The organism is Actinoplanes sp. CA-142083, from assembly GCF_050942195.1.
Taxonomy (GTDB): Bacteria; Actinomycetota; Actinomycetes; order Mycobacteriales; family Micromonosporaceae; genus Actinoplanes.
In genome coordinates this window covers 4,888,967-4,910,177 of sequence record NZ_CP192076.1, presented here as the reverse complement: position 1 = coordinate 4,910,177, position 21,211 = coordinate 4,888,967, and the positions used below count along the sequence as shown (strand labels likewise).

The window sequence follows — 21,211 nt, the reverse complement described above, 5'->3', positions numbered from 1 at the left end:
GGGTGGCTTTTCACGCGTACGGGCACCGCACGGTCCTCCGGGAAGCGGCTAATCGGAGCGGTGCTCCGGCGGTCAGGGCGACGTCACCGTGAGCGCGGGCGACCGGAGCATGGCGACGTCAGCGCGAGTGGGGATGGCGGGACCGGGGCGCGCTCGGCCCGGGCCGGGTCGTCGTGAGTCCTCCGGGCGGCCGTGTCACAGCGTCGCCGTCGATCCGCTCGCGTGGAGAGCAGGTCGTGACTGGCACGCGCGACGAATCCACCAGCTCCGCCATCACCACCGTCCGCTGCCCCGGAACCGCGCGCGCCCGCTCGGGCGACGGCAGCTCGCTCACGGTCCGCAGCTCCGCGACAGGCCGTAGCCCCGCGACCGGTCGTCCCGCCACCGTCTCGGACGGGTCACGGCCCAGGTTCAGCGCGGCCACCGCCTCGGAGGGGCCACGCCCCGGGTTCCGCCCGGCCACCGGCCGCGGGCTGTCCGCGAGCTTCCACCCGACGATCGGATGCCCGCCCACCGAGGCCGGCCCGGCAAGGGCCCGGTCGGCAACGGCACGGTCGGCAACGGCACCGTCATAGCCGCCCCTGTCGGCGGCGGCACGGTCAGCGTCCCAACCGGTGGCGGCGCGATCAGCACCCCGGTCGGCGGCGGCCCGCAGGAGCGGGACCGCCGACGGCATGGCGATCGCGGCGAGGCCGGCCGCCACCGGGGAAAGTGGGGGCGAACCGGCATTCACATCCGCCGAGGAAATCGCCGGCTGGCGTGACAGCGGGGTCACCACGGCGAGGACAAGCGCCAGCAACATGACCGCCGCGATCGCGTCGAGCCAGTAGTGGTTGCCGGTCACCACGACCACCGTCAGGGTGGCCAGCGGGTGCGCCAGCCACAACCACCGCCACCGGGAGCGGCTCGCGGCGATCAGCGCGATCGCCACCGCCAGGGCCCACCCGACGTGCAACGAAGGCATCGCGGCGTACTGGTTGCTCAGCGTGTCGGTGCTCGGCGACCCGTACACCGACGGCCCGTACCGATGGCCGGTGTCGACCATGCCGGCCGAGGTCAGCATCCGTGGCGGCGCGAGGGGGAACAGCGCGTGGATCACCAGGGCCAGCGCGGTCAGCGAGGCGAGGCTCCGGCGGAACCAGACGTAGATCTCCGGCCGCTTGAGGTACAGCCAGATGAGTGCGGCCGCGGTGGCCGGGAAATGGACGTACGCGTAGAAGCAGTTGGCGACCCGGACCCAGAACGTATGGCTCAACAGGGCCGCCTGCAGCGACGCCTCGCTGGGGAGGTGGACGAGGCGCTCGAAGTCCCAGACGTTCTGCGCATTCGTGAGCGCCGCTCCGACGTGGCCCTCGACCAGGATGCGGCCGAGCTTGTAGGCGAGGAACAGCACCGCGACGAAGACGATCTCCCGGAGCGCCCGGCGCCACTCGGCCCGGCGTGCCGTGGGCACCGGCGCGGCCGGCAACACTGACGGCTTCATGTGGCACCTCCGTTGTGGCGTAACGGCAGGCGCCTGGCGAGCCGAGATCCGATCTCTCCAGCATTGATCGGATCTTGCTCACTGAGCAAACTTGAACCGCGAGAGCTGAGTCACCCTCTCAGCCCACCCACAGCAACCCGCCCGCCATCTCGCGTTCACGCGAGGCGACGGGCGGGCAGAAAGAGGTGGAAAACAGCTATTTGACCGCTATGGGGTTGATCGGCGACCCCACCGCCCCGGTGATCGGCAGCGGCGCCGCGGTGAGCCAGAAGTCATATACCCCGCTGGCCGCGCAGTCGACCGCCAGCGCGTCCGGGTCCCACATCTCGCCCAGGAAGAGCCCGATGTGCGGGATCGCCACCTGATGCAGCGGCTGGAAGGACACGTCGAACTCGTTGGGCCGCACCTCGAAGCCCCAGGTGTCGGTGGCGATCGCCGCGATCTCGGTGTCGTGCAGCCAGTCGGCCGTCGTGAACGACAGGCCCGGCGCAGGACCGCCGGCATATTCGCCCCAGCCGTCCCGCCGGCAGCGCGACAGTTGCCCGGTGCGAATGACGACGATGTCGCCGCGACCGACAACCGACGAGGCGCCTTGACGCTCGATCGTCTCGGCAAGATGTGAAGCGGTAATCGCAAAGCCGTCCGGCAACTCGCCGTCGGTGCCGAGGCAGCGCCCGACGTCCAGCAGCACGCCCCGCCCGGCGATCACGTCGGCCACCGTCTCGATGCCGGTCGCGTTGTCGCCGAGGCTCGTGACGGTGGTGGCCGCCGGCCGGCCGTTCCAGGCGTTGCCGTGGTCGAAGATGTGCCCGAGCCCGTCCCACTGCGTCGAGCACTGCAGCGGCATGGCGATGACGTCGTCCGCGCCGCCGATGCCGTGCGGAAAGCCCTGGATGCCCGCCGCCGCATCCGTTCCGGTATCCAGCATCGTATGCACGGGATTGGTGCGGCGGCGCCAGCCCTTCTGCGGCCCGTCCATGTCGAAGGACTGCGCCAGGGAGAACGAAACCCCGCGCCGGATCAGCGCCGCGGCCGACTTGCGCTTCTCGTCGGTCAAGAAATTCATGGTTCCGCGTACGTCGTCGGGGCCCCACCGCCCCCAGTTGGAGTTCCGCTTGGCGGCGGCCGCGATCGCGCCCTCCGGGTCTGTCCGGTCCGGGAAGATGATCATGCGAATACGCCGCCGATCCAGTCGGCGATGAAGACGCTCACGTGCGGCAGGTGATCGAGGCCGATGTGCTCGGCGCCGCCCTCGGCCGGGGTGAAGATTCGCAGCTCCCGCCGCGGCGAGGCGACCGCCTGCTCGTAGGACCGGTGCGCGTATTTCAGCGGGATCTGCCGGTCGTTCTCGCCGTGCGCGATCAGGAACGGCACGGTGATCTGTTCGACCACCCCGTCGAGGTGCACCTCCGCGGCCTTCTTGATGAAGGTGTCGATGTCCGGCGCGCCCCAGACCCACATCACGTGGTCCCAGTAGTGCGGCACCGGGTTCTCCCCTTCGCGCTCGAGCCGCCGCAACTGCACCTCACCCCAGTTGTGGTTGGCGCCCCACGCCACGCACAGCGCGAGCCGCTTCTCGAACGCGGCCGCCCGCGGCGCGTAGTAGCCGCCCAGCGACCACCCCACGAGCCCGATCCGCGCGGCGTCCACATCCCCCCGCCCGAGCAGGTAATCGACGCATGCGGCCGCCCAATCCTCGGTCTCCACCCGCGCGGTGAGCCCGCCGAACCGCAGTGCCTCCCCACTGCCCGGGCAGTCCGCCATCAGCGTCGAGATCCCGCGTTCCCGCAGCTCCTGTGGGAAGCCCGAGACGTACATGTGCTCCTTGGTCGAGTCGAGCCCGTTCCACATGATCACGCAGGGCGCGCCCGGCCCCGCCGACATGAAGTAGGCCGGCAGCGACGTGCCTTCGAACGGCACCGAGACCCGCGCGACGCCCGGATCGATCAGATCGAACGCTTTCTGCGCCAGATCCAGGCATCGCTGGTAGACCGCCGGCCGGTCCGGCGAGTGCGCGCTCTGCATCCGCTCGGCCTGGGTCAGGTAGTTGGTGGCGCGGAAGTACTTCTGCCCGGCCGACCGCAGGTTTCCCGCCGCCTCGTCGGCCGAAGCCTGATTAACCAAGTCATCCACAACCGCGGTCCACGACGCCATGAACTCGCGCGTGCCGACGTCCGACCCCTGCGCCGCGAGCTCCCGGATCGGCCGGCACGCCCGGTCGACCTCGTCGATCAGCCCACCGCTGTTCAGCGCGGCCACCACGCCCAGATTCCAGACGTAATTGCCGGGGAAGTATTCGAACATTACGGATTTACCTTTCCGAGTGAGCGGCGGACCGGCGGGATCGGCGCGGCCGGCGGCGCGGAGACGACCCGGTTGGTGAGGCTGCCGATGCCCTCGACGGTCAGCGTCACCACGTCGCCGTCGCGCAACGGCGGCGGTTCCTGCGCGCCGGAGCGGCCCCACAATTCGGCCAGGCATCCGCCGTTCCCAACCGTTCCGGAGCCGAGGATGTCGCCCGGCACGACCCGGCTGTCCCGGGCGGCGTAGGCGAGCATCGTCTCGAACGTCCAGCCCATATGCGACAGCAGATCCCGGCCGACTTCGACGCCGTTCACCGACGCCGTGCAGAGCAGTGCCAGAAAGCCGTCGTCATCCACGAAACCGGAAAGCGAGTCGGCCGTCACCAGCCACGGCCCGAGGCTGCCGGCGAAGTCCTTCCCCTTGGCCGGCCCGAGATTGACCTGCATCTCGCGGCTCTGCAGATCCCGCGCCGACCAGTCGTTGAAGATGGTGTACCCGAAGATCTCCGAGGAAGGCCCGACGACGGCCGCGACCTCCAGCTCGAAATCGCGGGCCACGGACGCCGCCGGGAACGGCACGTCGGCGTCCGGCCCGATCAGCGTGTGCGGATTGGTGAAATAGAACGTCGGCGCGTCGTACCAGGCATCCGGCACCCCACCGCGGCCGTCGATACTGCGCCGGACTCCCACGACGTGTTCCTCGAACGCGACGAAGTCGCGGAAAGAGGGCGGCTGCAGCGGCGCAAGCAACCGCACATCTTCCAGGGGTACGCCGGGAAGCACGTCCAACGCGGCCGCGCCCGCGATGCCCAGCCGGACGGCATCGAGAACGGTGACCCCGTCGGCGAACGGGTGCACGAGGTCACCGCGCACGACCCCGGCCGAGACGACACCGGCCTGGGAGAACGTAGCGAGCCGCATCAGACGGGCGGGGCGACGAAGACGCCGCGGTCGGGGTCGTTGAACGACTGCTTGGCCACGAACTCGTTCATCGGGTTCGCCGTTCCCCATTGATCGGAGACCATGGGGTCGGAAAAGTCGTAGAGGTGCGGATGCCAGTTGTCCTCGTCCAGCTGCTCGAGCTCGGTCGTATACTCGATGGTGTTCCCGTGCGGGTCGAGGAAATAGCTGAACGTGTTGTTGCCGGCCATGTGCCGGCCCGGCCCCCACACCTTTTCGACGCCGGCCCGCAGCAGCCGCCCGGTGCCGCGCATGTATTCGTCGATGCCGCGCAGCTCGAACGACGCGTGGTGCAGGGCGACATGCGGACCGCGGGCCACCGCGAGGCTGTGGTGATACGTGTTGGTGCGCAGGAACCACATCATCTCGCCCATGCGCGGATGCATGAGCGTGTCCGAGAGCGCGAACGACAGGTGCTTGTTGTAGAAGGCGACCGTCGCTTCCGGGTTCGGCGAGTTGATGACGACGTGGGACAGCTTCACCGGAACCGATTCGCCGGCCTCGACCTTGCGGTGGGCGCGCACCTCGACATCGGCGGAGACCTCGACCGTACGGCCGTCGTTGTCGAAGAACCGGAAACCGTAACCGCCGCCCGGGGTCTGCATCTTGCCCGGCTCGGCAACGAGCCGCACGCCGTCGGCCGCCAATTGAGCGGCGAGCGCGTCGACATCGGCGGGCGTGGCCGCCCCGAAAGCGATCAGGTCCAGCCGCTTCTCGGCCGCGCGACGAAGGCGTACGGAATATTGCTCCGGCGATCCCGCGGCGGCGAGAAAGGCGATGCCTTCGTCCGTGATGGTCGGTTCCAGGCCCCACATCTCGGTGTAGAACCGGAATTGCTTGTCGTAGTCCGGCACCGCCAGATCGACGTGCCGCAGGTGCGTGATCAGTCGCTCGTTCATCGAAACTTTCCTCAGGCCGGGTGCATCAGGAGGTGGGAGATCCGGCCCATCAGGCCGGGCACGTCGCCGCGCTCGTGGTCGAGCAGCCAGCGGCAGAGCTGAAGCGACCCCTCGACGACGGTCTTCGCGCGGTCGAACCGGCGGTCGGTGAACGACTGCCACAGCTCGTCGCTCAGCTCGTCATGCGCGAGGAGCAACTCGGCGAGGACGGCGGCGTCCTCGAGGGCCTGCGCGGCGCCCTGGGCGAGGGTGGGCGGGCAGGCGTGCGCGGCGTCGCCGATCAGCACGACCCGGCCGCGGTTCCACGGAGCGTCGAGCACGTGGCTCTCGAACCACGTGTAGTTGACCCGCGAGGGGTCGGTCAGCGACTCGCGGATGTCGTCCCACGGCCCGTGGTAAGCCTGCGAAAGTGAACGCATCACCTCGAGCGATTCCTGCGGCGACAGCGTGCTGCGGTCCTGGGCGTCCTCCACGACGTACGCGTAGAGGTTGTCCTCCCCGGTCGGGCAGTACCCGGCGATGTAGCTGGGACCGCCGTAGAAGAGGTCGGTCCGCGTGACGCTCGCCGGCCGCGCGGTGAACGCGCGCCAGATGCCCATGCCCACGCTGTGGGTCTCGAGGTTCACGCCGAGCATGCGGCGGGTCCACGAACGGATGCCGTCGGCGCCGATCACCAGGTCGTAACGCCCGGACGAGCCGTCCGCGAAGGTCACCGCGACCCCGGTCTCGTCCTGATCGAGCGCGGTGTAGGTGGTTCCGAAGCGAATTTTCACACCGGTCGCGGCGGCGCGATCCAGCATTAACTTCGCCAGTGTCGGACGGTACATGCCCAGCGTGGCGGGCAGGTCCGGGCCGCCGGTGCGGATGTCGTCCAGCTGCACGATGAGCGTGCCGTCCGGGTCGGGCGCGCGCAGGCCGAGCGTGTCGAACGCGTACCCGTGCTCCTTGACCTGATCCCAGACGCCGAGCGACCGGAGCACCCGCAGCGCGTTGCCCTGAAGCGTGATTCCCGAGCCGTGGGCGGAGATGTCGGGCTTGATGTCGATGAGCTCGACCGAGACGCCACCCTCGGCGAGCAGGATCGCGGCGGCGGCGCCGGCAGCGCCGCCGCCGACCACGAGAACATTGCGGACGGCGGGCACGATCGTTTCCCCTCTGTTGCCGGGAGATGTGACTGCGACCACTGTCCGGCACCACGGAGTCATCAGGAAAGAGCCAACTGGTGATGTGGGCCATCAGCGGTGCTTATACTGCGGCGGTGCCGGTCGACCGGATGCTCGCGAATCTCGATCTGAACCTGCTGGTCACCCTGGACGCGCTGCTGCGGGAGCGGAACGTCACGCGCACCGCCGAGTCGGTCGGGGTGAGTCAGCCGGCGGTGAGTGCCGCGCTGGCCCGGTTGCGGCGGCACTTCGGCGATCCGCTGCTCGCCCGGGCCGGAAACCGCTATGAACTGACTCCGCTCGCCGCGCAACTGCTCGCCTTGACCGGGCCGGCGCTGGCCGGGGTGCGCCGGGTCTTCGACGTGACGCCGGATTTCGATCCGTCCAACGTGGAGCGGGAGTTCACCGTCATCACGTCGGACTACGCGGCCACCGTGCTCGGGCCGATCATCTCGCGGAAACTCGCCGCCCAGGCGCCGGGCGTGCGGCTGCGGCTGCAGTGGACGACGCCGTACACGGTCGACCACGCCGCCGACACTTTGCGCACGGCTGACGGCCTGTTGCTGCCGCACGGTTTTCTCACCGACATTCCCTACGTCGACCTCTACGAGGACCGCTGGGTGTGCGTCGTGTCGGCAGACAACGACGAGGTCGGCCCGGAGCTGACGCTCGACCAGCTGGCCGAGTTGCCGTGGGTGGTGCTGTACAACCTGAGGACGGCGTTCGCTCCGGCCGCGCAGCAGATGCGAATGCTCGGTATCGAACCGCGGGTCGAGGTGGTGGCCGACGGGTTCCTGCCCATGCCCTTCCTGGTCGCGGGGACCCGGCGGGTCGCGCTGCTGCAGGAACGTCTCGCTCGCCGGTTGGCGGAACCCGCGGGCGTACGCGTGCTGCCCTGTCCTTTCGACGTCGTGCCGCTCGCCGAAGCCTTCTGGTGGCACCCGATCTACGCGAACGACCCCGCCCATGTCTGGCTCCGCGGCGTGCTCGCCTCGGCCGCCCGGGAGCTCACGAGCCATCAGCCTGGTTTATGAGCGCTATCGGACAATCGCTCTTCCGCTGATCGTGTGCCTGCCCCGATAGTCCGGTGTGACCTGCGTCTCCACCGTCGAAGGGCCACCCCTCCATGTCGTCACACCTGGACATTCCCGTCGAGACACCGCCGCGGCGGCAGGCCGGGCCCGCCCAGCTCGCCCTGCTGCTGGCCGGAAGCTGTCTCGCGGTGCTCGGCGCCGTGCTCATCGCCCCGGTCCTCCCGAAGATGGAGGATCACTTCGCCGGGGTGGCCGGCGCCGACGTGCTGGTGCCGATCGTCCTCACGATCCCGGCGCTGGTCATCGGCCTGACCGCGCCCTTCGCCGGCCTTGTCATCGACGCCATCGACCGCAAGCGGTTGTTGATCGTCGCTCTCGTGGTCTACGCGATCGCCGGCACGGCGCCGCTCTACCTGAGCTCGCTTGGCGCGATCATCGCCAGCCGGGCCGTCGTCGGCCTGTGCGAGGCCGCGATCATGACCTGCTGCACCACGCTGATCGCCGACTACTGGTCCGGGCCGGACCGCAGCCGCTATCTCGGCCTGCAGACCCTGACCGCGACGGTCGCGGCCACCGTTTTCCTCGCGCTGGGCGGCGCCCTGGGCTCCGCGGGATGGCGTACGCCGTTCTGGGTCTACCTGGTGGCGCTGGTTCTCGTGGTGCCGATGGCGAAACTTCTGTGGCAGCCCGCGGCGGAGGCGAAGCCGGCGAGACTTCCTCCGCTGCCGTGGCGCTCGCTCCTGGTTCCGTGCCTCGTCACGCTGGTCGGTGGGGTCGTTTTCTACGCGCTGGTGGTGCAGCTTTCGTTCGTCCTCGACGACCTCGGCGTCACCTCGAGCGCGGCGATCGGCGGCGTGAGCGCGGCGATGTCCCTGGCGACGGCGGCCGGATCGGCGTCGTTCGCGAAACTTTCCGGCCGCCGGCCGCGCACGCTGCTGCCGATCGCGTTCGGGCTCGCCGCCGTGGGTCTCGCGATCGTTTTCGCGGCCGGCAACGTGGCGGTCGTGACCGTGGGCGCGATGGTGACCGGGGCCGGGACGGGCCTGCTGCTGCCGGTCCTGCTGACCTGGGCCACCAACCGGCTGCGCTTCGAGCAGCGCGGCCGGGGCACCGGGCTGTGGACCGGGTTCCTGTTCGTCGGGGAGTTCGCGTCGCCGCTGCTGGTCGCCGCGTTCGGGGCGGCGGCCGGTGGGCTCCAGCCCGGGCTCGGCGTGCTCGCCCTGGTCGCCGCGGCACTCGCCGTGGTCACTCTCCTGGTGGTGCCTCGCAGTGCGGCGCCGCTCAATGTGACTGAATAATCCAGATTTTTCATCCTTTTCGGCAGTAGCATCGTTAAGCGTGAACCTGCTACGGCGAGTACGGGTGACACCGCGCCTGGTCGCGGGCTTCGCGATCCTGGCGCTGTGCGTCGTCGCCATGTGGATCACCGCCGTCTGGTCGGCGAACGCCACCCGGACCACCGCCCAGGCCCTGGCCCGCTCGCAGGCCCAGCTCGACGCCGCCCAGCAGCTCAAGTACCGGGTCACCGACGTCAGCGGCTGGCAGGCCGGCTACGCCTTCAACATCGTCCGCGGCGCGACCGACGCGACCGCGGACACGGCGCCCGAGCGGGCCGCTTTCCTCAAGTCGATGGCGAGCTTCACCACGGAGGTAGACGAGCTCGCGGCCCTGCCGCTGACTGACGCCGAGCTCACCGACGTGGCGCTCATCCGGGCCACGTTCCAGCAGTTCCAGGACATGGACGACCAGGTGATCGCCGCGTACCGGGCGGGCACCCCGGCCCAGGTCGACGCCGCCAACGACCTGGTCGCCGGGCCCGGGCTCGACCTGTACGCGGTGATCGCCGGTGGCGTGGACCGGCTGCTGGAGAGCGCGCGGCAGCGCGAGGCGGTCGCGCACAAGCGGGCGGACGACACCGCGAACCGGGCCAGCCACGTCGCCACCTTCGTCGGGTGCCTGACCATGCTCGTCTCGATCGTCTTCGCCGTCCTGATGGCGCTGTCGATCATCCGGCCGCTGAGCGCGCTCGGCGACCGCCTGGCCGACATCGCCGAGGGCGAGGGCGACCTCACCAAACGCCTGGAGACCAGCGGGCACGACCAGTTCACCGACGTGAGCCGCTCGTTCAACCTGTTCGTCGACAAGATCGCCGCCACGGTCCGGGAGATCGGCGCGTCGGCCTCCACGGTCACACACGCCAGCGAGACCCTGACCGCCACCGCCATCCAGATCATGGTGGACGCGAAGGCGACGTCCCGGCAGTCCGGCGACGTGGTTCTCGCGGCCGACGAGGTGGCGGCCAGCGTCCGTACGGTTGCCGCCGGCACCTCCACCATGGGCGGATCCCTGCAGCGCATCGCCGGCACGTCAGCCGAGGCGGGCCGCGTCTGCGAGCAGAGCCTGCAGGCGGCCCGCGCCACCCAGGAGGTGATCGGGCGGTTGGCCGCCACCAGCCAGGAGATCGGCGAGACCGTACGCGTCATCACCGCGATCGCCCAGCAGACCAACCTCCTCGCCCTGAACGCCACCATCGAGGCCGCGCGGGCCGGCGAGTCCGGGAAAGGTTTCGCGGTCGTTGCCGGCGAGGTGAAGGAACTCGCCCAGGAAACCGAGGGCGCCACCGACGACATCACCGCGAAAGTGCAGAGCATCCAGCACGACACGACGATGGCCACCGAGGCGATCGGCGAGATTGTCGAGATTGCCGGGCGCCTGGGTTCCTTCCAGACCGAGATCTCGGCGGCGGTCACCCAGCAGACTGCCACCACGGACGAGATGAGCCGCAACATCAGCGAGTCGACGACCAGCTCGGCCGACATCGCGGCCAACATCGCCACCATCTCGACAGGCGCGCAGACCACCACGAGCGGCGTGATCGACATCCAGCACGCGACGCAGGAGCTGTCCCAGCTGAGCAACGGCCTCCGCGTCCTGGTCGGTCAGTTCCGCGTCTGACGCGTGATCAACGCGGCGGTGTCGAGCACCCGGTGCCAATCGAGCTCGGACGGCGGCCGGTCGGTCAGCGCGCCCATCGCGGCCATGGCGGTCAGCAGCCGGAGCCGGATGACCGGCTCGGGCACCTCCGCGGCCTCGGCGAGAAGCGCGCACTCGACCTTGAATCGCTGCGACCGCGCGAACTGAACCAACGTCTCGGGCAACACCGGCGAGCCCTGCGCCGGTTGATGGTCGCCGACCTCCACCGTCAGGCGCGCACCCAAGGCCGCCGCCAGCCGGTTCACGGCGGAGAGAGTCGGATTACCCCGGCCGTTCTCCAGATTGGCGATGTAGGGCACGGAGAGACCCGCATCTGCCGCGACCGCGGCGATCGTACGGCCGGATGCCACACGCAGGTGACGTAGCCGAGCACCCAGATCATCTATCTCCACAGAATAGATGTTGTCACAAAGTGTCTCGCCGGAATACGGTCCGGCGATGATGACCGCGGTTCTGCGCCAACCCGGTTACCGCCGGCTGTGGGCGGCGACCACGATCGACGCCCTGGGCTCGTGGCTGCTGGTCATGGCGGTGCCGTTGCAGGTCTTCAAACTCACGGGATCGGCGATCTCGACCGGGCTGGCGCTTGCTGTTCAGGCGGTGCCCGCCGTGACGATCGGCCCGTGGGCGGGCGTCGCGGTCGACCGCTGGCGCCGCCGAAACGTGCTGATGACGGCCAACCTCTTCGCCATGGCCGGGGTGAGTCTGATGGTGCTGGCCACCGTGCCGGCGAGGACCGGATTCCTGTTCGCGGGGCTGTTCGCCGAGAGTGCCGCGGTCTGCTTCCTGCGGCCGGCGCTCCGCGCGGTGACACCCATGGTGGTGCATAGCGAAGCCGACCTCGCCGCGGCCAACTCGCTAGCGGCCTTCAACGACGCCGTTCTCCGCCTGACCGGACCTCTGGCCGGCACGTTTCTGGCGGCAAGGGGCTGGTTCGACGTCCTCGTCATCACCGACGCCGCCACGTACGGCATTGCCGCCGCGATCGTCGCCGGCATCGCCGTCGGTGACTCGCCCGCCCGGCGCAGCGCTGGAGCCGGCCGTCAGATACGGGACGGGCTACGCCACGTGCTCGTCACGCCTCTGCTGCGTGGCTTGCTCGCGAGCAGTTGGGCCTTCTGGACCGGAAACGCCGCCCTGACCGCTCTGCTGGTCCCCTTCACCGCGACCCGGCTGCACAGCTCCGGGCAAGCCCTCGGTTATCTCATCGCCGGGCTCGGCATCGGTTACCTGGCCGGATCGATGATCAGCGGGCGCGTGATCCTGCGACACACCACTCGCACCATCGTGAGCGTGGCCTACACCTCGGTGGGGCTTTGCTTTTTCGTCATGGTGAACGCCACCACGCTCCCGGTTGCCGTCGCGGCCGCGACCGCTGCGGGTGTGCCGGGTGTGGTGGCGCTGACCGCCATCGGGCACCGTCTGCAGGCCGACACTCCGAACGCCATCCTCGGCCGCGTCTCGGCCACCTTCTTCACCAGCGATGCCATGGCCGCCCTCGCCGGCGCGCTCGTCGCCACCGCGGTCGTCGACGTGGTGAACCTTGACACGGCTCTGCACATCTTCAGCGCCCTGGTGCTGCTCACCGGGCCGTTGGCGGCCGTCGTCGTCCCCGGGCCGACCCGGTGACCACCCGGTCAGGCGCGCGGGTCAATGTCCCGGGCGGTGTCCATCTCGTCCAGGACGCGCTGCGCGATGCGGAAGGCGGTATTCGCGGCCGGCACTCCACAGTAGATCGCCGCCTGCAGCAGCACCTCTTTGATCTCGTCGTCGGTGAGGCCGTTGGTGCGCGCCGCGCGCACGTGCATGGCGAGCTCCTCGTGGTGGCCGAGGGCCACCAACGCGGTCATGGTGATCATCGAGCGACTGCGGCGGTCCAGGCCCGGGCGGGTCCAGATCTCCCCCCACGCGTACGCGGTGATGAGCTCCTGAAAATCGCGGGTGAACGGTGTTGTCCCTGCCACGGCCCGGTCGACATGCGCGTCGCCGAGAACGGCCCGCCGCACCGCCATCCCTTGCGCGCGCACGTCGTCAAGCATCCGCCGCCCGGCGTCGATCGCGACCCCGGCCGCGCCGTCCGCCGCCTGCCCGCCCGCGACACTTTCGCCGCCGGCTTTCCCGAACAGCGCGAAATGGTCGTCGAGCTGCGCCGCCACATCGGCCGGGCACTCGGCCGGCGCCAGGTGGGCGACGCCCTCGAACACCACGAGACGGCCGTTGCGCACGGTGTCGGCGATCAGCTCGAGGCCGGATGGTGGCGCGGGCTGGTCGTCGGCGCCAGCGATGGCGAGGACCGGCGCCGCGATCTCACCGAGGCGATCCCGTACGTCGAAAGTGGCCAGCGCCTCGCAGACGAGCGAGTAACTTTCCGGGTCGGCCGCGCGCAGCGCGTCGAGCAGCGACTCCACGACTTCGGGCTCACGTTCGGGGAATCCGGGCGCGAACCAGCGCTGGATCGACCCGGCAACCACCGCGCGGGTGCCGTCGGCGCGGACCGTCTCGGCGCGCTGCCGCCAGCCCGCGCTCTCGCCGATTTTCGCGCCGGTGCCCAGCAGAACGGCCGCGTCGACCCGCTGCGGCGCGTCGAGCAGAAGCTGCAGACCGACCGCCCCGCCGACCGAGACACCCGCGTAGAGAAAGGATTCGCCGGGCCGCACGCGGTCGGCCAGCTCGAGAACGCCTTTGGCGAGCCCCGCAATGCCGAAGCCGGAGGGTGCGGGAGCGCTGCGGCCGTGCCCGGGCAGATCCCACCCGACGACGTGGAAGTCGCCGCGCAGCTGGGCAACGCAGCGAGCCCAGAGGGATTCGATAGACGTGCCCAGCGACGGGCCGAGCAGCAACAGCGGCCGGCCCGGCGACTCGTGAAGGGTGACGGCGGTCAGCATGGCTTCTCCCGGCAGGCCGCGGTGGTGTGGTGGGGGACGGCCGCCGGCACGGGTTCCCCCGCGCGCCTGCCAGCGCTCAGCACGGCTTTCCTTGCGCGCGGGCCAGCGCCGCGTCGATCAGCTCGTCGCTCGCGCCCAGATACTGGCCCTCGTCGCCCATCTTGCGGCGCTCGGCGTCGATGCCGGGACGGGCGGCAGTCAGCGTCGCGGCCATGCGGGCGGCGTCCACGCGCAGGCCTTCCAGCAGCTCTGCCGTCTGGTCGGCGGCCACGGCGGTGCGGCGGGCCAGCGTTCGCAGTGTGGCCCATTCGACGTGCCAGGAACCGTCGGGGCGCTCGTCGATCGCGTTGGCGGCGGCGGTGTGCATCGTCGCGGCCAGGGGCGGGGCGGCCAGGGCGGCGCGGCGGATCAGGATCGACAGGACCGGGTTCTGTTTGTTGGGCATCGCGGACGAGCCGCCCCGGCCCTCGGCGGGCGCCTCCGAAAGCTCGCCCACCTCGGGGCGGCTGCCCAGCAGGACGTCGTTGGCGATCTTGCCCCAGGCGTCGGTGCAAGTGACGAAAGCATCGGCGACGCGGGTGAAAGGCGCCCTCGCGGTGTGCCAGGGCGGGCGGGCCGGCAGGCCGAGGACGGCGGCGGTGGCGCTCACCAGGTCGAGAGCGGCGGCGGGCGAGCCGGCCAGGGCCGTCGGGGCCGCCAGGCTGCCGGCGGCGCCCCCGATCTGGATCGGAAGGTCCGCGGCACCGTTCAGCGCGTCGCGGGCGTCGAGCACGCCCTGCAGCCAACCGGCAGCCTTGAGGCCGAACGTGGTGGGGATGGCGTGCTGGGTGAGCGTGCGGGCCGCCATCCGCGTGCCGCGGTGCCGTTCGGCCAGCTGCGCCAGCGCGACCACCTGCCGGCCCAGCGCTTTCGCGAGGAACGCGCAAGTTTCGCGCGACTGCAGCACAAGCGCCGTGTCGAGGACGTCCTGACTGGTCAGGCCCGTGTGCAGCGTGGTGGCCACCGACGGGTTCGCCGCCCGGAGGAGCTTGAGGAACGGGATGACCGGATTGCCGCCGCCCTCGGTTTCGGCCGCCAGCGCCCGTACGTCGAAACCCGCTTTTAAATCGCTCTTGTGACCCCGGGCGGCGAGCCAGGCCGACTCGACCCGCACCATGGCCTCGACGACGCTCGCGTCGGTGAACAGGTCGCCGGCGCGGGCGTCGCCCGGCCAGAGCAGGTCGGTCATGCCCAGACGCCGCGATGTTTCGGGAAGCTCAGGAAGACCGTCTCGCGCTGGCCCTGCAAGTGAATGTCGAATCGCAGGCCCGTGTCGTCGCGCGTGGTGATCAGCGTGTGCCGGCGGGATTCGTCGACGTTGTCGAGCAGCGGATCGGGGCCGAAGAGCTCGGGATCGGGCAGATACGCGCGCGTGAACAGGCGATCGAGCAGGCCGCGCGCGAAAACGGTCACGGCGAAGAACGGCGGCCGGCCCTCCTGCGTGACGCCGGGCTCGAGCGTGGTGAACCAGTAGTGGCCGTCGGCGTCGCTGGCGGCCCGGCCGAAACCGGTGAACGTCCAGCCGTCGCGCTTGATGGAGCCGGGCACCCGGCACACCTTGCCGTCGGGGTCGGCCTGCCAGATCTCGATCATCGCGTCGGGCACGGGCACGCCGTCGCCGTCGAGCACCCGGCCGTGCAGGCGGATCGCGTCGGCCCGGCCCGGCGGCACCAGCTCGTTGCCGCCCTCGTAGGGAAGGCCGAGGTGGAAGAACGGGCCGACGGTCTGCCCAGGCGCGGCGGTCACGAATTCTCCTCGAGGTCCGTGTCGAGCGGGGTGCGGTGACTTCCGGTCAGCACGATGTCCCAACGGTATCCAAGACTGAATTCGGGACTGGTCAGGTCGTGCTCGTAAGTCGCGATCAACATGTCGCGCGCTTTGGGGTCGGTCACCGATTGGAAGATCGGGTCGAGCGGGAAGAGCGGGTCGCCCGGGAAGTACATCTGCGTGACGAGGCGCTGCGTGAAGTCGGTGCCGAACAGCGAGAAGTGGATGTGCGCCGGCCGCCAGGCGTTGAGATGGTTCCGCCACGGATACGGGCCGGGCTGAATCGTCGTGAACTTGTACCAGCCGTCGGCGTCGGTGAGGCAGCGGCCCTGGCCGGAGAAGTTCGGGTCCAGCGGCGCCGGGTGCTGGTCGCGCAGGTGGGCGTAACGACCGGCCGCGTTCGCCTGCCAGATCTCCACGAGCTGATGCGAAACCGCCCTACCATCGCCGTCCACAACCCGGCCGGACACGGTGATCCGCGAGCCCTGCGGCTCCCCCGCGTGCTGGATGGTCAGGTCGGCCTCGGCGTCGGCCACGTCCGAGTGCCCGAAGCAGGGCGCCCACAGCTCGACACCCTCGGGGTCGGCCGGCTGCAGCGCCTTGGTGGGGTGGCGCAGGATGCTGCTGCGATACGCCGGATAGTCGAGGCGTGGCTGGTGTTCGCGCGCGCCGACGCCGTCCTCGATCTCGCGGTTGATGTCCGCCTGGGTGGTCGTCACCTCCCCGACGCTATGCTTCCGCGCTTCCAGGCGCGATACTTGGCTTCCGTTGGACGGAAGGACGACGATGTCCGCGAGCGTCACCTCGCGCGCCCTCGACCTGCTCGGCGCGTTCGATCCGGACCACCGCGCGCTGACCCTCAGCGCCCTGGCCCGCCGGGCGCACCTGCCGCTCGCGACCGCGCATCGGCTGGTCGGCGAGCTGAGCCGGTGGGGCGCGCTGGCGCGGCTCGACTCCGGCGAGTACGTGATCGGCCGCCGGCTCTGGGACCTCGGGCTGCTGGCGCCGGTGCAGGCGGGGCTGCGGCAGGCGGCGTCGCCCTTCCTGCACGACCTCTACGGCGCGACGCTGGCCACGGTGCATCTGGCGGTCCGCGACGGCACCGAGGTGCTGTACATCGACCGGCTCTCCGGGCACGTCTCGGTGCCGGTGGTCAGCAAGATCGGCTCGCGGCTGCCGATGCACGCGACCGGGGTGGGCAAGGTCCTGCTCGCGTACGCGCCGGAGGAGATCGTCACCGAGGTGCTGAGCAATCTGACCCGGGTGACGGCGTACACGATCACGCAGCCGGTCCGCTTGCTGGAGCAGATCCGGCGGGTCCGCGCCGACGGCTACGCCACCACCGGCGAGGAGATGAGCCTGGGCGCGTGCTCGGTGGCCGTGCCGGTGCGCGGGTCCGGCGGCGAGGTGGTGGCCGGGCTCGGCATCGTGGTGCCCGACCTGCGGCGGGAGCGGTCGCGGCTGGTGTCGGCGCTGCAGGTCGCGGCGCAGGGCATCACCCGGACGCTGACTTCCGCTGAACGGAAATAGGGGGTTGCCGGTCCCGGGTCCGGGCGGGTTGTCTGGTGGCATGCGTACCCAGGTCGCCATCATCGGCGCGGGCCCCGCCGGCCTGCTGCTCTCCCACCTGCTCACCCGCGGCGGCGTCGAGTCGGTGGTCCTCGAGACCCGCTCGCAGGAGTACGTCGCGTCCCGCATCCGGGCCGGCATCCTCGAGCAATCGAGCGTCGACCTGCTCACCGAGGTGGGCCTGGGCGACCGGCTACGCGCCGAGGGGCACGAGCACCGCGGCATCTATCTGAACTGGCCGGGCGAGCGGCACCATCTCGACTTCGTCGACCTGACCGGCCGCACGGTCTGGGTCTACGGCCAGACCGAGGTGCAGAAGGACCTGGTCGCGGCGAGGACCGCGGACGTGCGTTACGAGGTCACCGAGGTAGCGCTGCACGACGTGGAAACTTCCCGGCCGTACGTCACCTACCTCGACAGCGACGGAAACCAGCAGCGGCTGGACGCCGACGTGATCGCGGGATGTGATGGTTCATTCGGGCCTAGTCGCCACGCGGTGCCGGCAGAGACTTTCGAGCGCGTGTACCCGTACTCGTGGCTCGGAATCCTGGCGGATGTGGCGCCCTCCACGGACGAGCTCATCTACGCCTGGCACCCCAACGGATTCGCGCTGCACTCGATGCGCTCCCCCACGGTCAGCCGGCTGTATTTACAGGTGCCCAACGGCACCGATCCGGCCTCGTGGTCCGACGACCGGATCTGGGAGGAGCTGGCGCTGCGGCTCGGGCACGGCCACGACGGCTGGAAACTGACGCCCGGCCCGATCACCGACAAGAGCGTGCTGCCGATGCGCAGCTATGTGCAGACCCCGATGCGGCACGGCAACCTCTTCCTCGCCGGGGACGCCGCGCACATCGTGCCGCCGACCGGCGCGAAAGGGCTCAACCTGGCGATCGCCGATGTGACTCTGCTTTCGCAGGCGCTGGTGGCGCTTTTCCAGTCGCGCGACTCGAGGCTCGTCGATTCCTATTCGGACGACGCCCTCCGCCGCGTCTGGCGCTGCACGCATTTCTCGTGGTGGATGACGACGATGTTGCACACAAGTGATGATCCGTTCGACGCGCAGCTCCAGCTCTCGCAGCTGAAGTGGGTCACGTCCTCGAGTGCCGGGGCGACCGGACTGGCCGAGAACTACGCGGGCCTGCCGATCGGCTTTTAATCCACACAGCCAGCGCGGTGGTGATCGGCACGGAGGCGACCAGGCCGATCGTGCCGACCGCGCTGCGCAGCACCTCCTGCGCCAGCAACTCGCCGGTCAGCACCTGCCCGGCGGGCCGCCCGTCGGTGGCCAGGAGCAGGATCAAGGGCAAGGAGCTTCCCGCGTACGCGAGGACGAGCGTATTCACCGCTGAAGCCACATGTGCTCGCCCGATGCGGCTGGCGGCCCGATAGAGGGCGCGTCCGGTTGCCTCGATCTCGGCGACGGCCGCCGCCTGGGTGACCGTCACGTCGTCGAGCACCCCCAGCGCGCCGATCACGATGCCCGCCAGCAGCAGGCCGCGCATGTCGATGTTTCCCCTGGTCGCGGCCAGGAACGCGTCGTCGTCTCCGGCCACGCCGGTCAGGTGCAGCGCGCCCGTGAAGGCGGCGCCGAGCAGGCCGGTGAGCACGAGGCTGGCGAGGGTGCCGGCGACCGCGACCGAGGTGTGCGCGTTGAAGCCGTGCGTGAGATAGAGAACGGCGAACATGATGGCCGCCGAGCCGACCACGGCGACCAGCAGCGGCGGTTCGCCGTCCAGGATCGCCGGGATCACAAACAGCAACAGAACCGCGAAACTCGCCGCCAAGCCGGCCAAGGAAGTTAATCCGAGTTTGCGGCCGAACGCGAGAACCGCACCGACCGCCGCGAGGATCAGCCAGATCATCGGGCCCGCCCGCTGATGGTCGACCACGGTGTAGGGCCGGCCCCCGGCGACCGCCTCCGGCGCGTAGAGCAGGACCACCTTGTCGCCGGTTTCCAGCGTCGGCGCGCCCGGCCCGGCCGGCAGGTCCACGGTGGTCTCGCCACCCTTGCCCGGGCCGGCGGTCACCGTCACCCGCGCGGTGGAATTGTTGATCGCCGTTATCGTGCCGAGCGCCCGTTCACCGGCCGCCGGCGCGGCCGCGGATCGCACGTGCCCCGGCCAGAGCAGGATCATCGCGACGAGCGTGGCGCACGCCGCCGGGATCAGCACGGCGGCCAGGATGCGCGGCGTCCGCGCGGCGGGCGCCTCGTGCGAGTGACTCAAGCCCGCGACGCTATGCCCCGCCAGCACCTATTCACAAATGAACATATGCGCAGCTCAGCCCAGCGTCGATTTCGTCTGGCGGGCACGGCTATGGTGGGCGCCGGCCCATCCTGTGGGGAGTGAACCCTTGAGCCCGTCCCGCCTCAGCGCCGAGGAGATCGACTGGTCCTCCTCACCACAGCCCGCCGCGCCGCCCACCCCTTCACCGACCCCGCGCCGTCGCCGGATCGGGTCGCTGGAGATCCTCGCCGTCCTGCTCGTGCTGCTGGTCGTCTTTCGCGGGTGGCTGGCCGGGCTTGTCTCCGGAGCGCGACTCCAGACCTGGACGACCGTCTTCGTGTCGGTGCTGGTGCAGGCGGTGCCGTTCCTGGTCTTCGGGGTGGTCCTCTCGGCGGTGATCGCTGTCTTCGTGCCGCGGTCGTTCTGGGCGCGGGCCCTCCCCCGCCACCCGGCGCTGGCTGTTCCGGCGGCGAGCCTGGCCGGCGTCATCCTCCCCGGATGTGAATGCGGCAGCGTCCCGATCGCCGGCTCGCTGATCCGCCGGGGCGTCACTCCCGCGGCGGCCCTCGCCTTTCTGCTGGCCGCGCCCGCCATCAACCCGATCGTGCTGACCGCGACGGCCGTGGCGTTCCCCGGCAAGCCCGAGATGGTGGTCGCGCGGGGCGTCGCCAGCCTGGTGGTGGCGGTGGCGATGGGCTGGTTGTGGCTGCGCCTCGGCAAAGCCGACTGGATCCGCCTGCCGCACCGGCCCGACCTGGACGGCGAGTCCAAGACGCAGGCCTTCGTCTCGGCGATCCGCCACGACGTGATGCACGCCGGCGGCTACCTGGTCCTGGGCGCCGCGGCCGCCGCCACCATCAACGTGGTCGTGCCGGCGTCGTGGCTGCAACGCTTGGCCGACAACCCGTTTCTGTCCGTCCTCGCCCTGGCCGTCCTGGCCGTGTTGCTGTCGATCTGCAGCGAGGCCGACGCTTTCGTGGCGGCGTCGCTTTCACAGTTCTCGCTCACGTCGCGGCTGGTGTTCCTGGTGGTGGGCCCGATGGTCGACCTGAAGCTGATCGCCATGCAGACCGGTGTGTTCGGCCGCCGCTTCATGCTGCGCTTCGCGCCCACGACCTTCGCCGCCGCCATCCTGGTAGGCACTGCCTTCGGGGTGGTGCTGCTGTGAGCCGCCTCGCCCAGGCCGTCGTGCTGCTGCTCTTCGGAGGGGCGATCCTGCGCGCCTCCTTCACCGACCTCTACCTCCGCTACGTGAAGGAGGGTCTCCGCCCGTTCCTCGTAGCGGCCGGCCTACTGCTGGTCGTGGCGGCGGTGATGACGCTCTGGCATTCACTCCGGGCCGGTGAGGCAGCCGACGACGGGACGGATGACGGGCATGGACACCATGAGCCACGCGTGGGATGGCTGCTCATCCTTCCGGTGCTAGGGCTGCTGCTCGTGGCGCCGCCCGCTCTCGGCTCCTTCGCCGCCGGCCAGGCGGGCAGCGTGGCCGCGGCGCCTACGTCCGACTCGGACTACCCGCCTCTGCCGGCGGGTGACCCGGCACCGGTCGGGCTGCTCGACTACGCGTCACGCGCGCTCTTCGACGACGGGAAGAGCCTGACGGGACGCGACCTCAAGCTCACCGGCTTCATCACGCCCGCCCCGGACGGCAGCCCGATGCTCGCCCGGATCGTGCTCACCTGCTGCGCCGCCGACGGCCGGCCGATCAAGGTCGGCATGACCGGCAAGGTCCCGCTCGAGGCCGCCGCCGACACGTGGGTCGAGGTGACCGGCGTCTACACCGCCAAGCGCACCAAGGATCCGGTCAACGACGTCGACGTCGCGTACGTCGAGGTGAAGTCCTGGCAGGAAGTCCCCCAGCCGAAGCAGCCCTACTCGTGAAGC

The 21,211-nt window shown here is 70.3% G+C and carries 20 protein-coding genes; 8 read left to right on the top strand and 12 right to left on the bottom strand.

Annotated features, from left to right (window positions below):
- Positions 1-118 precede the first annotated feature (118 nt).
- From ACQPZX_RS22460 to ACQPZX_RS22435, 6 genes are all read right to left on the bottom strand, one after another.
- Positions 119-1,483: a phosphatase PAP2 family protein gene (locus ACQPZX_RS22460; protein ID WP_433383835.1), complete on the bottom strand. Its 1,365-nt coding sequence runs from the start codon at positions 1,481-1,483 to the stop codon at positions 119-121.
- A gap of 196 nt (positions 1,484-1,679) precedes the next feature.
- Positions 1,680-2,654, bottom strand: a complete 975-nt coding sequence (locus ACQPZX_RS22455; RefSeq protein ID WP_433383833.1) for a cyclase family protein — start codon at positions 2,652-2,654, stop codon at positions 1,680-1,682.
- The gene (locus ACQPZX_RS22450) at positions 2,651-3,787 is read right to left on the bottom strand and encodes an alpha/beta hydrolase family protein (RefSeq protein WP_433383831.1); all 1,137 of its coding nucleotides are present in this window, start codon (positions 3,785-3,787) and stop codon (positions 2,651-2,653) included. Before ACQPZX_RS22450 ends, ACQPZX_RS22455 begins: the two co-directional genes overlap by 4 nt.
- Positions 3,787-4,707 (bottom strand): fumarylacetoacetate hydrolase family protein, encoded by a 921-nt coding sequence (locus ACQPZX_RS22445; protein ID WP_433383829.1) that lies wholly within the window; start codon positions 4,705-4,707, stop codon positions 3,787-3,789. Before ACQPZX_RS22445 ends, ACQPZX_RS22450 begins: the two co-directional genes overlap by 1 nt.
- Positions 4,707-5,645 carry a VOC family protein gene (locus ACQPZX_RS22440; RefSeq protein ID WP_433383827.1) on the bottom strand — a complete coding sequence of 313 codons (939 nt, stop codon included), beginning with the start codon at positions 5,643-5,645 and terminating at the stop codon, positions 4,707-4,709. Before ACQPZX_RS22440 ends, ACQPZX_RS22445 begins: the two co-directional genes overlap by 1 nt.
- 11 nt (positions 5,646-5,656) lie before the next feature.
- Positions 5,657-6,787, bottom strand: coding sequence for an FAD-dependent monooxygenase (locus ACQPZX_RS22435; RefSeq protein WP_433383825.1), 1,131 nt, complete (start codon positions 6,785-6,787; stop codon positions 5,657-5,659).
- 83 nt (positions 6,788-6,870) lie between these two features.
- Between ACQPZX_RS22435 and ACQPZX_RS22430 the strand changes: the two genes are divergently transcribed.
- The 3 genes from ACQPZX_RS22430 (at position 6,871) to ACQPZX_RS22420 (ending at position 10,797) form a co-directional block, all read left to right on the top strand.
- Entirely contained in the window at positions 6,871-7,842 is a 972-nt protein-coding gene (locus ACQPZX_RS22430) for a LysR family transcriptional regulator (protein WP_433385383.1), read from the top strand.
- A 92-nt stretch (positions 7,843-7,934) separates the two neighbouring features.
- Positions 7,935-9,140 (top strand): MFS transporter, encoded by a 1,206-nt coding sequence (locus ACQPZX_RS22425; RefSeq protein ID WP_433383823.1) that lies wholly within the window; start codon positions 7,935-7,937, stop codon positions 9,138-9,140.
- 40 nt (positions 9,141-9,180) lie between these two features.
- Complete coding sequence (locus ACQPZX_RS22420; protein WP_433383821.1) at positions 9,181-10,797, top strand: methyl-accepting chemotaxis protein; 1,617 nt, start codon at positions 9,181-9,183, stop codon at positions 10,795-10,797.
- Here the strand turns inward: ACQPZX_RS22420 and ACQPZX_RS22415 are convergent.
- The gene (locus ACQPZX_RS22415) at positions 10,782-11,228 is read right to left on the bottom strand and encodes a helix-turn-helix domain-containing protein (protein ID WP_433383819.1); all 447 of its coding nucleotides are present in this window, start codon (positions 11,226-11,228) and stop codon (positions 10,782-10,784) included. The two genes, ACQPZX_RS22420 and ACQPZX_RS22415, sit on opposite strands and share 16 nt — an antisense overlap.
- Before the next feature lie 46 nt (positions 11,229-11,274).
- Between ACQPZX_RS22415 and ACQPZX_RS22410 the strand changes: the two genes are divergently transcribed.
- Positions 11,275-12,465, top strand: a complete 1,191-nt coding sequence (locus ACQPZX_RS22410) for an MFS transporter (protein ID WP_433383817.1) — start codon at positions 11,275-11,277, stop codon at positions 12,463-12,465.
- Between the two features lie 8 nt (positions 12,466-12,473).
- Here ACQPZX_RS22410 and pcaC read toward each other — a convergent pair whose 3' ends face one another.
- The 4 genes from pcaC to pcaH form a co-directional block, all read right to left on the bottom strand.
- Positions 12,474-13,721 (bottom strand): 4-carboxymuconolactone decarboxylase, encoded by a 1,248-nt coding sequence (gene pcaC, locus ACQPZX_RS22405; protein ID WP_433383815.1) that lies wholly within the window; start codon positions 13,719-13,721, stop codon positions 12,474-12,476.
- A 76-nt stretch (positions 13,722-13,797) separates the two neighbouring features.
- The gene (locus ACQPZX_RS22400; RefSeq protein ID WP_433383813.1) at positions 13,798-14,949 is read right to left on the bottom strand and encodes a lyase family protein; all 1,152 of its coding nucleotides are present in this window, start codon (positions 14,947-14,949) and stop codon (positions 13,798-13,800) included.
- Positions 14,946-15,506, bottom strand: coding sequence for a protocatechuate 3,4-dioxygenase subunit alpha (pcaG, locus tag ACQPZX_RS22395; protein ID WP_433383811.1), 561 nt, complete (start codon positions 15,504-15,506; stop codon positions 14,946-14,948). The genes ACQPZX_RS22400 and pcaG overlap by 4 nt, the downstream gene beginning before the upstream one ends.
- The gene (gene pcaH, locus ACQPZX_RS22390) at positions 15,503-16,246 is read right to left on the bottom strand and encodes a protocatechuate 3,4-dioxygenase subunit beta (RefSeq protein WP_433383809.1); all 744 of its coding nucleotides are present in this window, start codon (positions 16,244-16,246) and stop codon (positions 15,503-15,505) included. The genes pcaG and pcaH overlap by 4 nt, the downstream gene beginning before the upstream one ends.
- Before the next feature lie 67 nt (positions 16,247-16,313).
- Between pcaH and ACQPZX_RS22385 the strand changes: the two genes are divergently transcribed.
- Complete coding sequence (locus ACQPZX_RS22385) at positions 16,314-17,057, top strand: IclR family transcriptional regulator (RefSeq protein WP_433383807.1); 744 nt, start codon at positions 16,314-16,316, stop codon at positions 17,055-17,057.
- 40 nt (positions 17,058-17,097) lie between these two features.
- The gene (locus ACQPZX_RS22380; RefSeq protein ID WP_433383805.1) at positions 17,098-18,255 is read left to right on the top strand and encodes a 4-hydroxybenzoate 3-monooxygenase; all 1,158 of its coding nucleotides are present in this window, start codon (positions 17,098-17,100) and stop codon (positions 18,253-18,255) included.
- Here ACQPZX_RS22380 and ACQPZX_RS22375 read toward each other — a convergent pair.
- The gene (locus ACQPZX_RS22375; RefSeq protein WP_433383803.1) at positions 18,188-19,324 is read right to left on the bottom strand and encodes a YibE/F family protein; all 1,137 of its coding nucleotides are present in this window, start codon (positions 19,322-19,324) and stop codon (positions 18,188-18,190) included. The genes ACQPZX_RS22380 and ACQPZX_RS22375 overlap by 68 nt on opposite strands.
- A 127-nt stretch (positions 19,325-19,451) precedes the next feature.
- On the opposite strand from ACQPZX_RS22375, the gene ACQPZX_RS22370 reads away from it, so the two are divergent.
- Positions 19,452-20,492 (top strand): permease, encoded by a 1,041-nt coding sequence (locus tag ACQPZX_RS22370; protein ID WP_433383801.1) that lies wholly within the window; start codon positions 19,452-19,454, stop codon positions 20,490-20,492.
- The gene (locus ACQPZX_RS22365; protein ID WP_433383800.1) at positions 20,489-21,208 is read left to right on the top strand and encodes a TIGR03943 family putative permease subunit; all 720 of its coding nucleotides are present in this window, start codon (positions 20,489-20,491) and stop codon (positions 21,206-21,208) included. The genes ACQPZX_RS22370 and ACQPZX_RS22365 overlap by 4 nt, the downstream gene beginning before the upstream one ends.
- The last annotated feature ends 3 nt before the right edge of the window (positions 21,209-21,211 follow it).

Excerpts from the sequence above, each read along its gene's own strand:
- ACQPZX_RS22460 (WP_433383835.1), bottom strand. The coding sequence starts at position 1,483 with ATGAAGCCGTCAGTGTTGCCGGCCGCGCCGGTGCCCACGGCACGCCGG.
- ACQPZX_RS22455 (WP_433383833.1), bottom strand. The coding sequence starts at position 2,654 with ATGATCATCTTCCCGGACCGGACAGACCCGGAGGGCGCGATCGCGGCC.
- ACQPZX_RS22450 (WP_433383831.1), bottom strand. The coding sequence starts at position 3,787 with ATGTTCGAATACTTCCCCGGCAATTACGTCTGGAATCTGGGCGTGGTG.
- ACQPZX_RS22445 (WP_433383829.1), bottom strand. The coding sequence starts at position 4,707 with ATGCGGCTCGCTACGTTCTCCCAGGCCGGTGTCGTCTCGGCCGGGGTC.
- ACQPZX_RS22440 (WP_433383827.1), bottom strand. The coding sequence starts at position 5,645 with ATGAACGAGCGACTGATCACGCACCTGCGGCACGTCGATCTGGCGGTG.
- ACQPZX_RS22430 (WP_433385383.1), top strand. The coding sequence starts at position 6,871 with ATGTGGGCCATCAGCGGTGCTTATACTGCGGCGGTGCCGGTCGACCGG.
- ACQPZX_RS22425 (WP_433383823.1), top strand. The coding sequence starts at position 7,935 with ATGTCGTCACACCTGGACATTCCCGTCGAGACACCGCCGCGGCGGCAG.
- ACQPZX_RS22410 (WP_433383817.1), top strand. The coding sequence starts at position 11,275 with ATGATGACCGCGGTTCTGCGCCAACCCGGTTACCGCCGGCTGTGGGCG.
- pcaC (WP_433383815.1), bottom strand. The coding sequence starts at position 13,721 with ATGCTGACCGCCGTCACCCTTCACGAGTCGCCGGGCCGGCCGCTGTTG.
- ACQPZX_RS22400 (WP_433383813.1), bottom strand. The coding sequence starts at position 14,949 with ATGACCGACCTGCTCTGGCCGGGCGACGCCCGCGCCGGCGACCTGTTC.
- ACQPZX_RS22385 (WP_433383807.1), top strand. The coding sequence starts at position 16,314 with ATGTCCGCGAGCGTCACCTCGCGCGCCCTCGACCTGCTCGGCGCGTTC.
- ACQPZX_RS22380 (WP_433383805.1), top strand. The coding sequence starts at position 17,098 with ATGCGTACCCAGGTCGCCATCATCGGCGCGGGCCCCGCCGGCCTGCTG.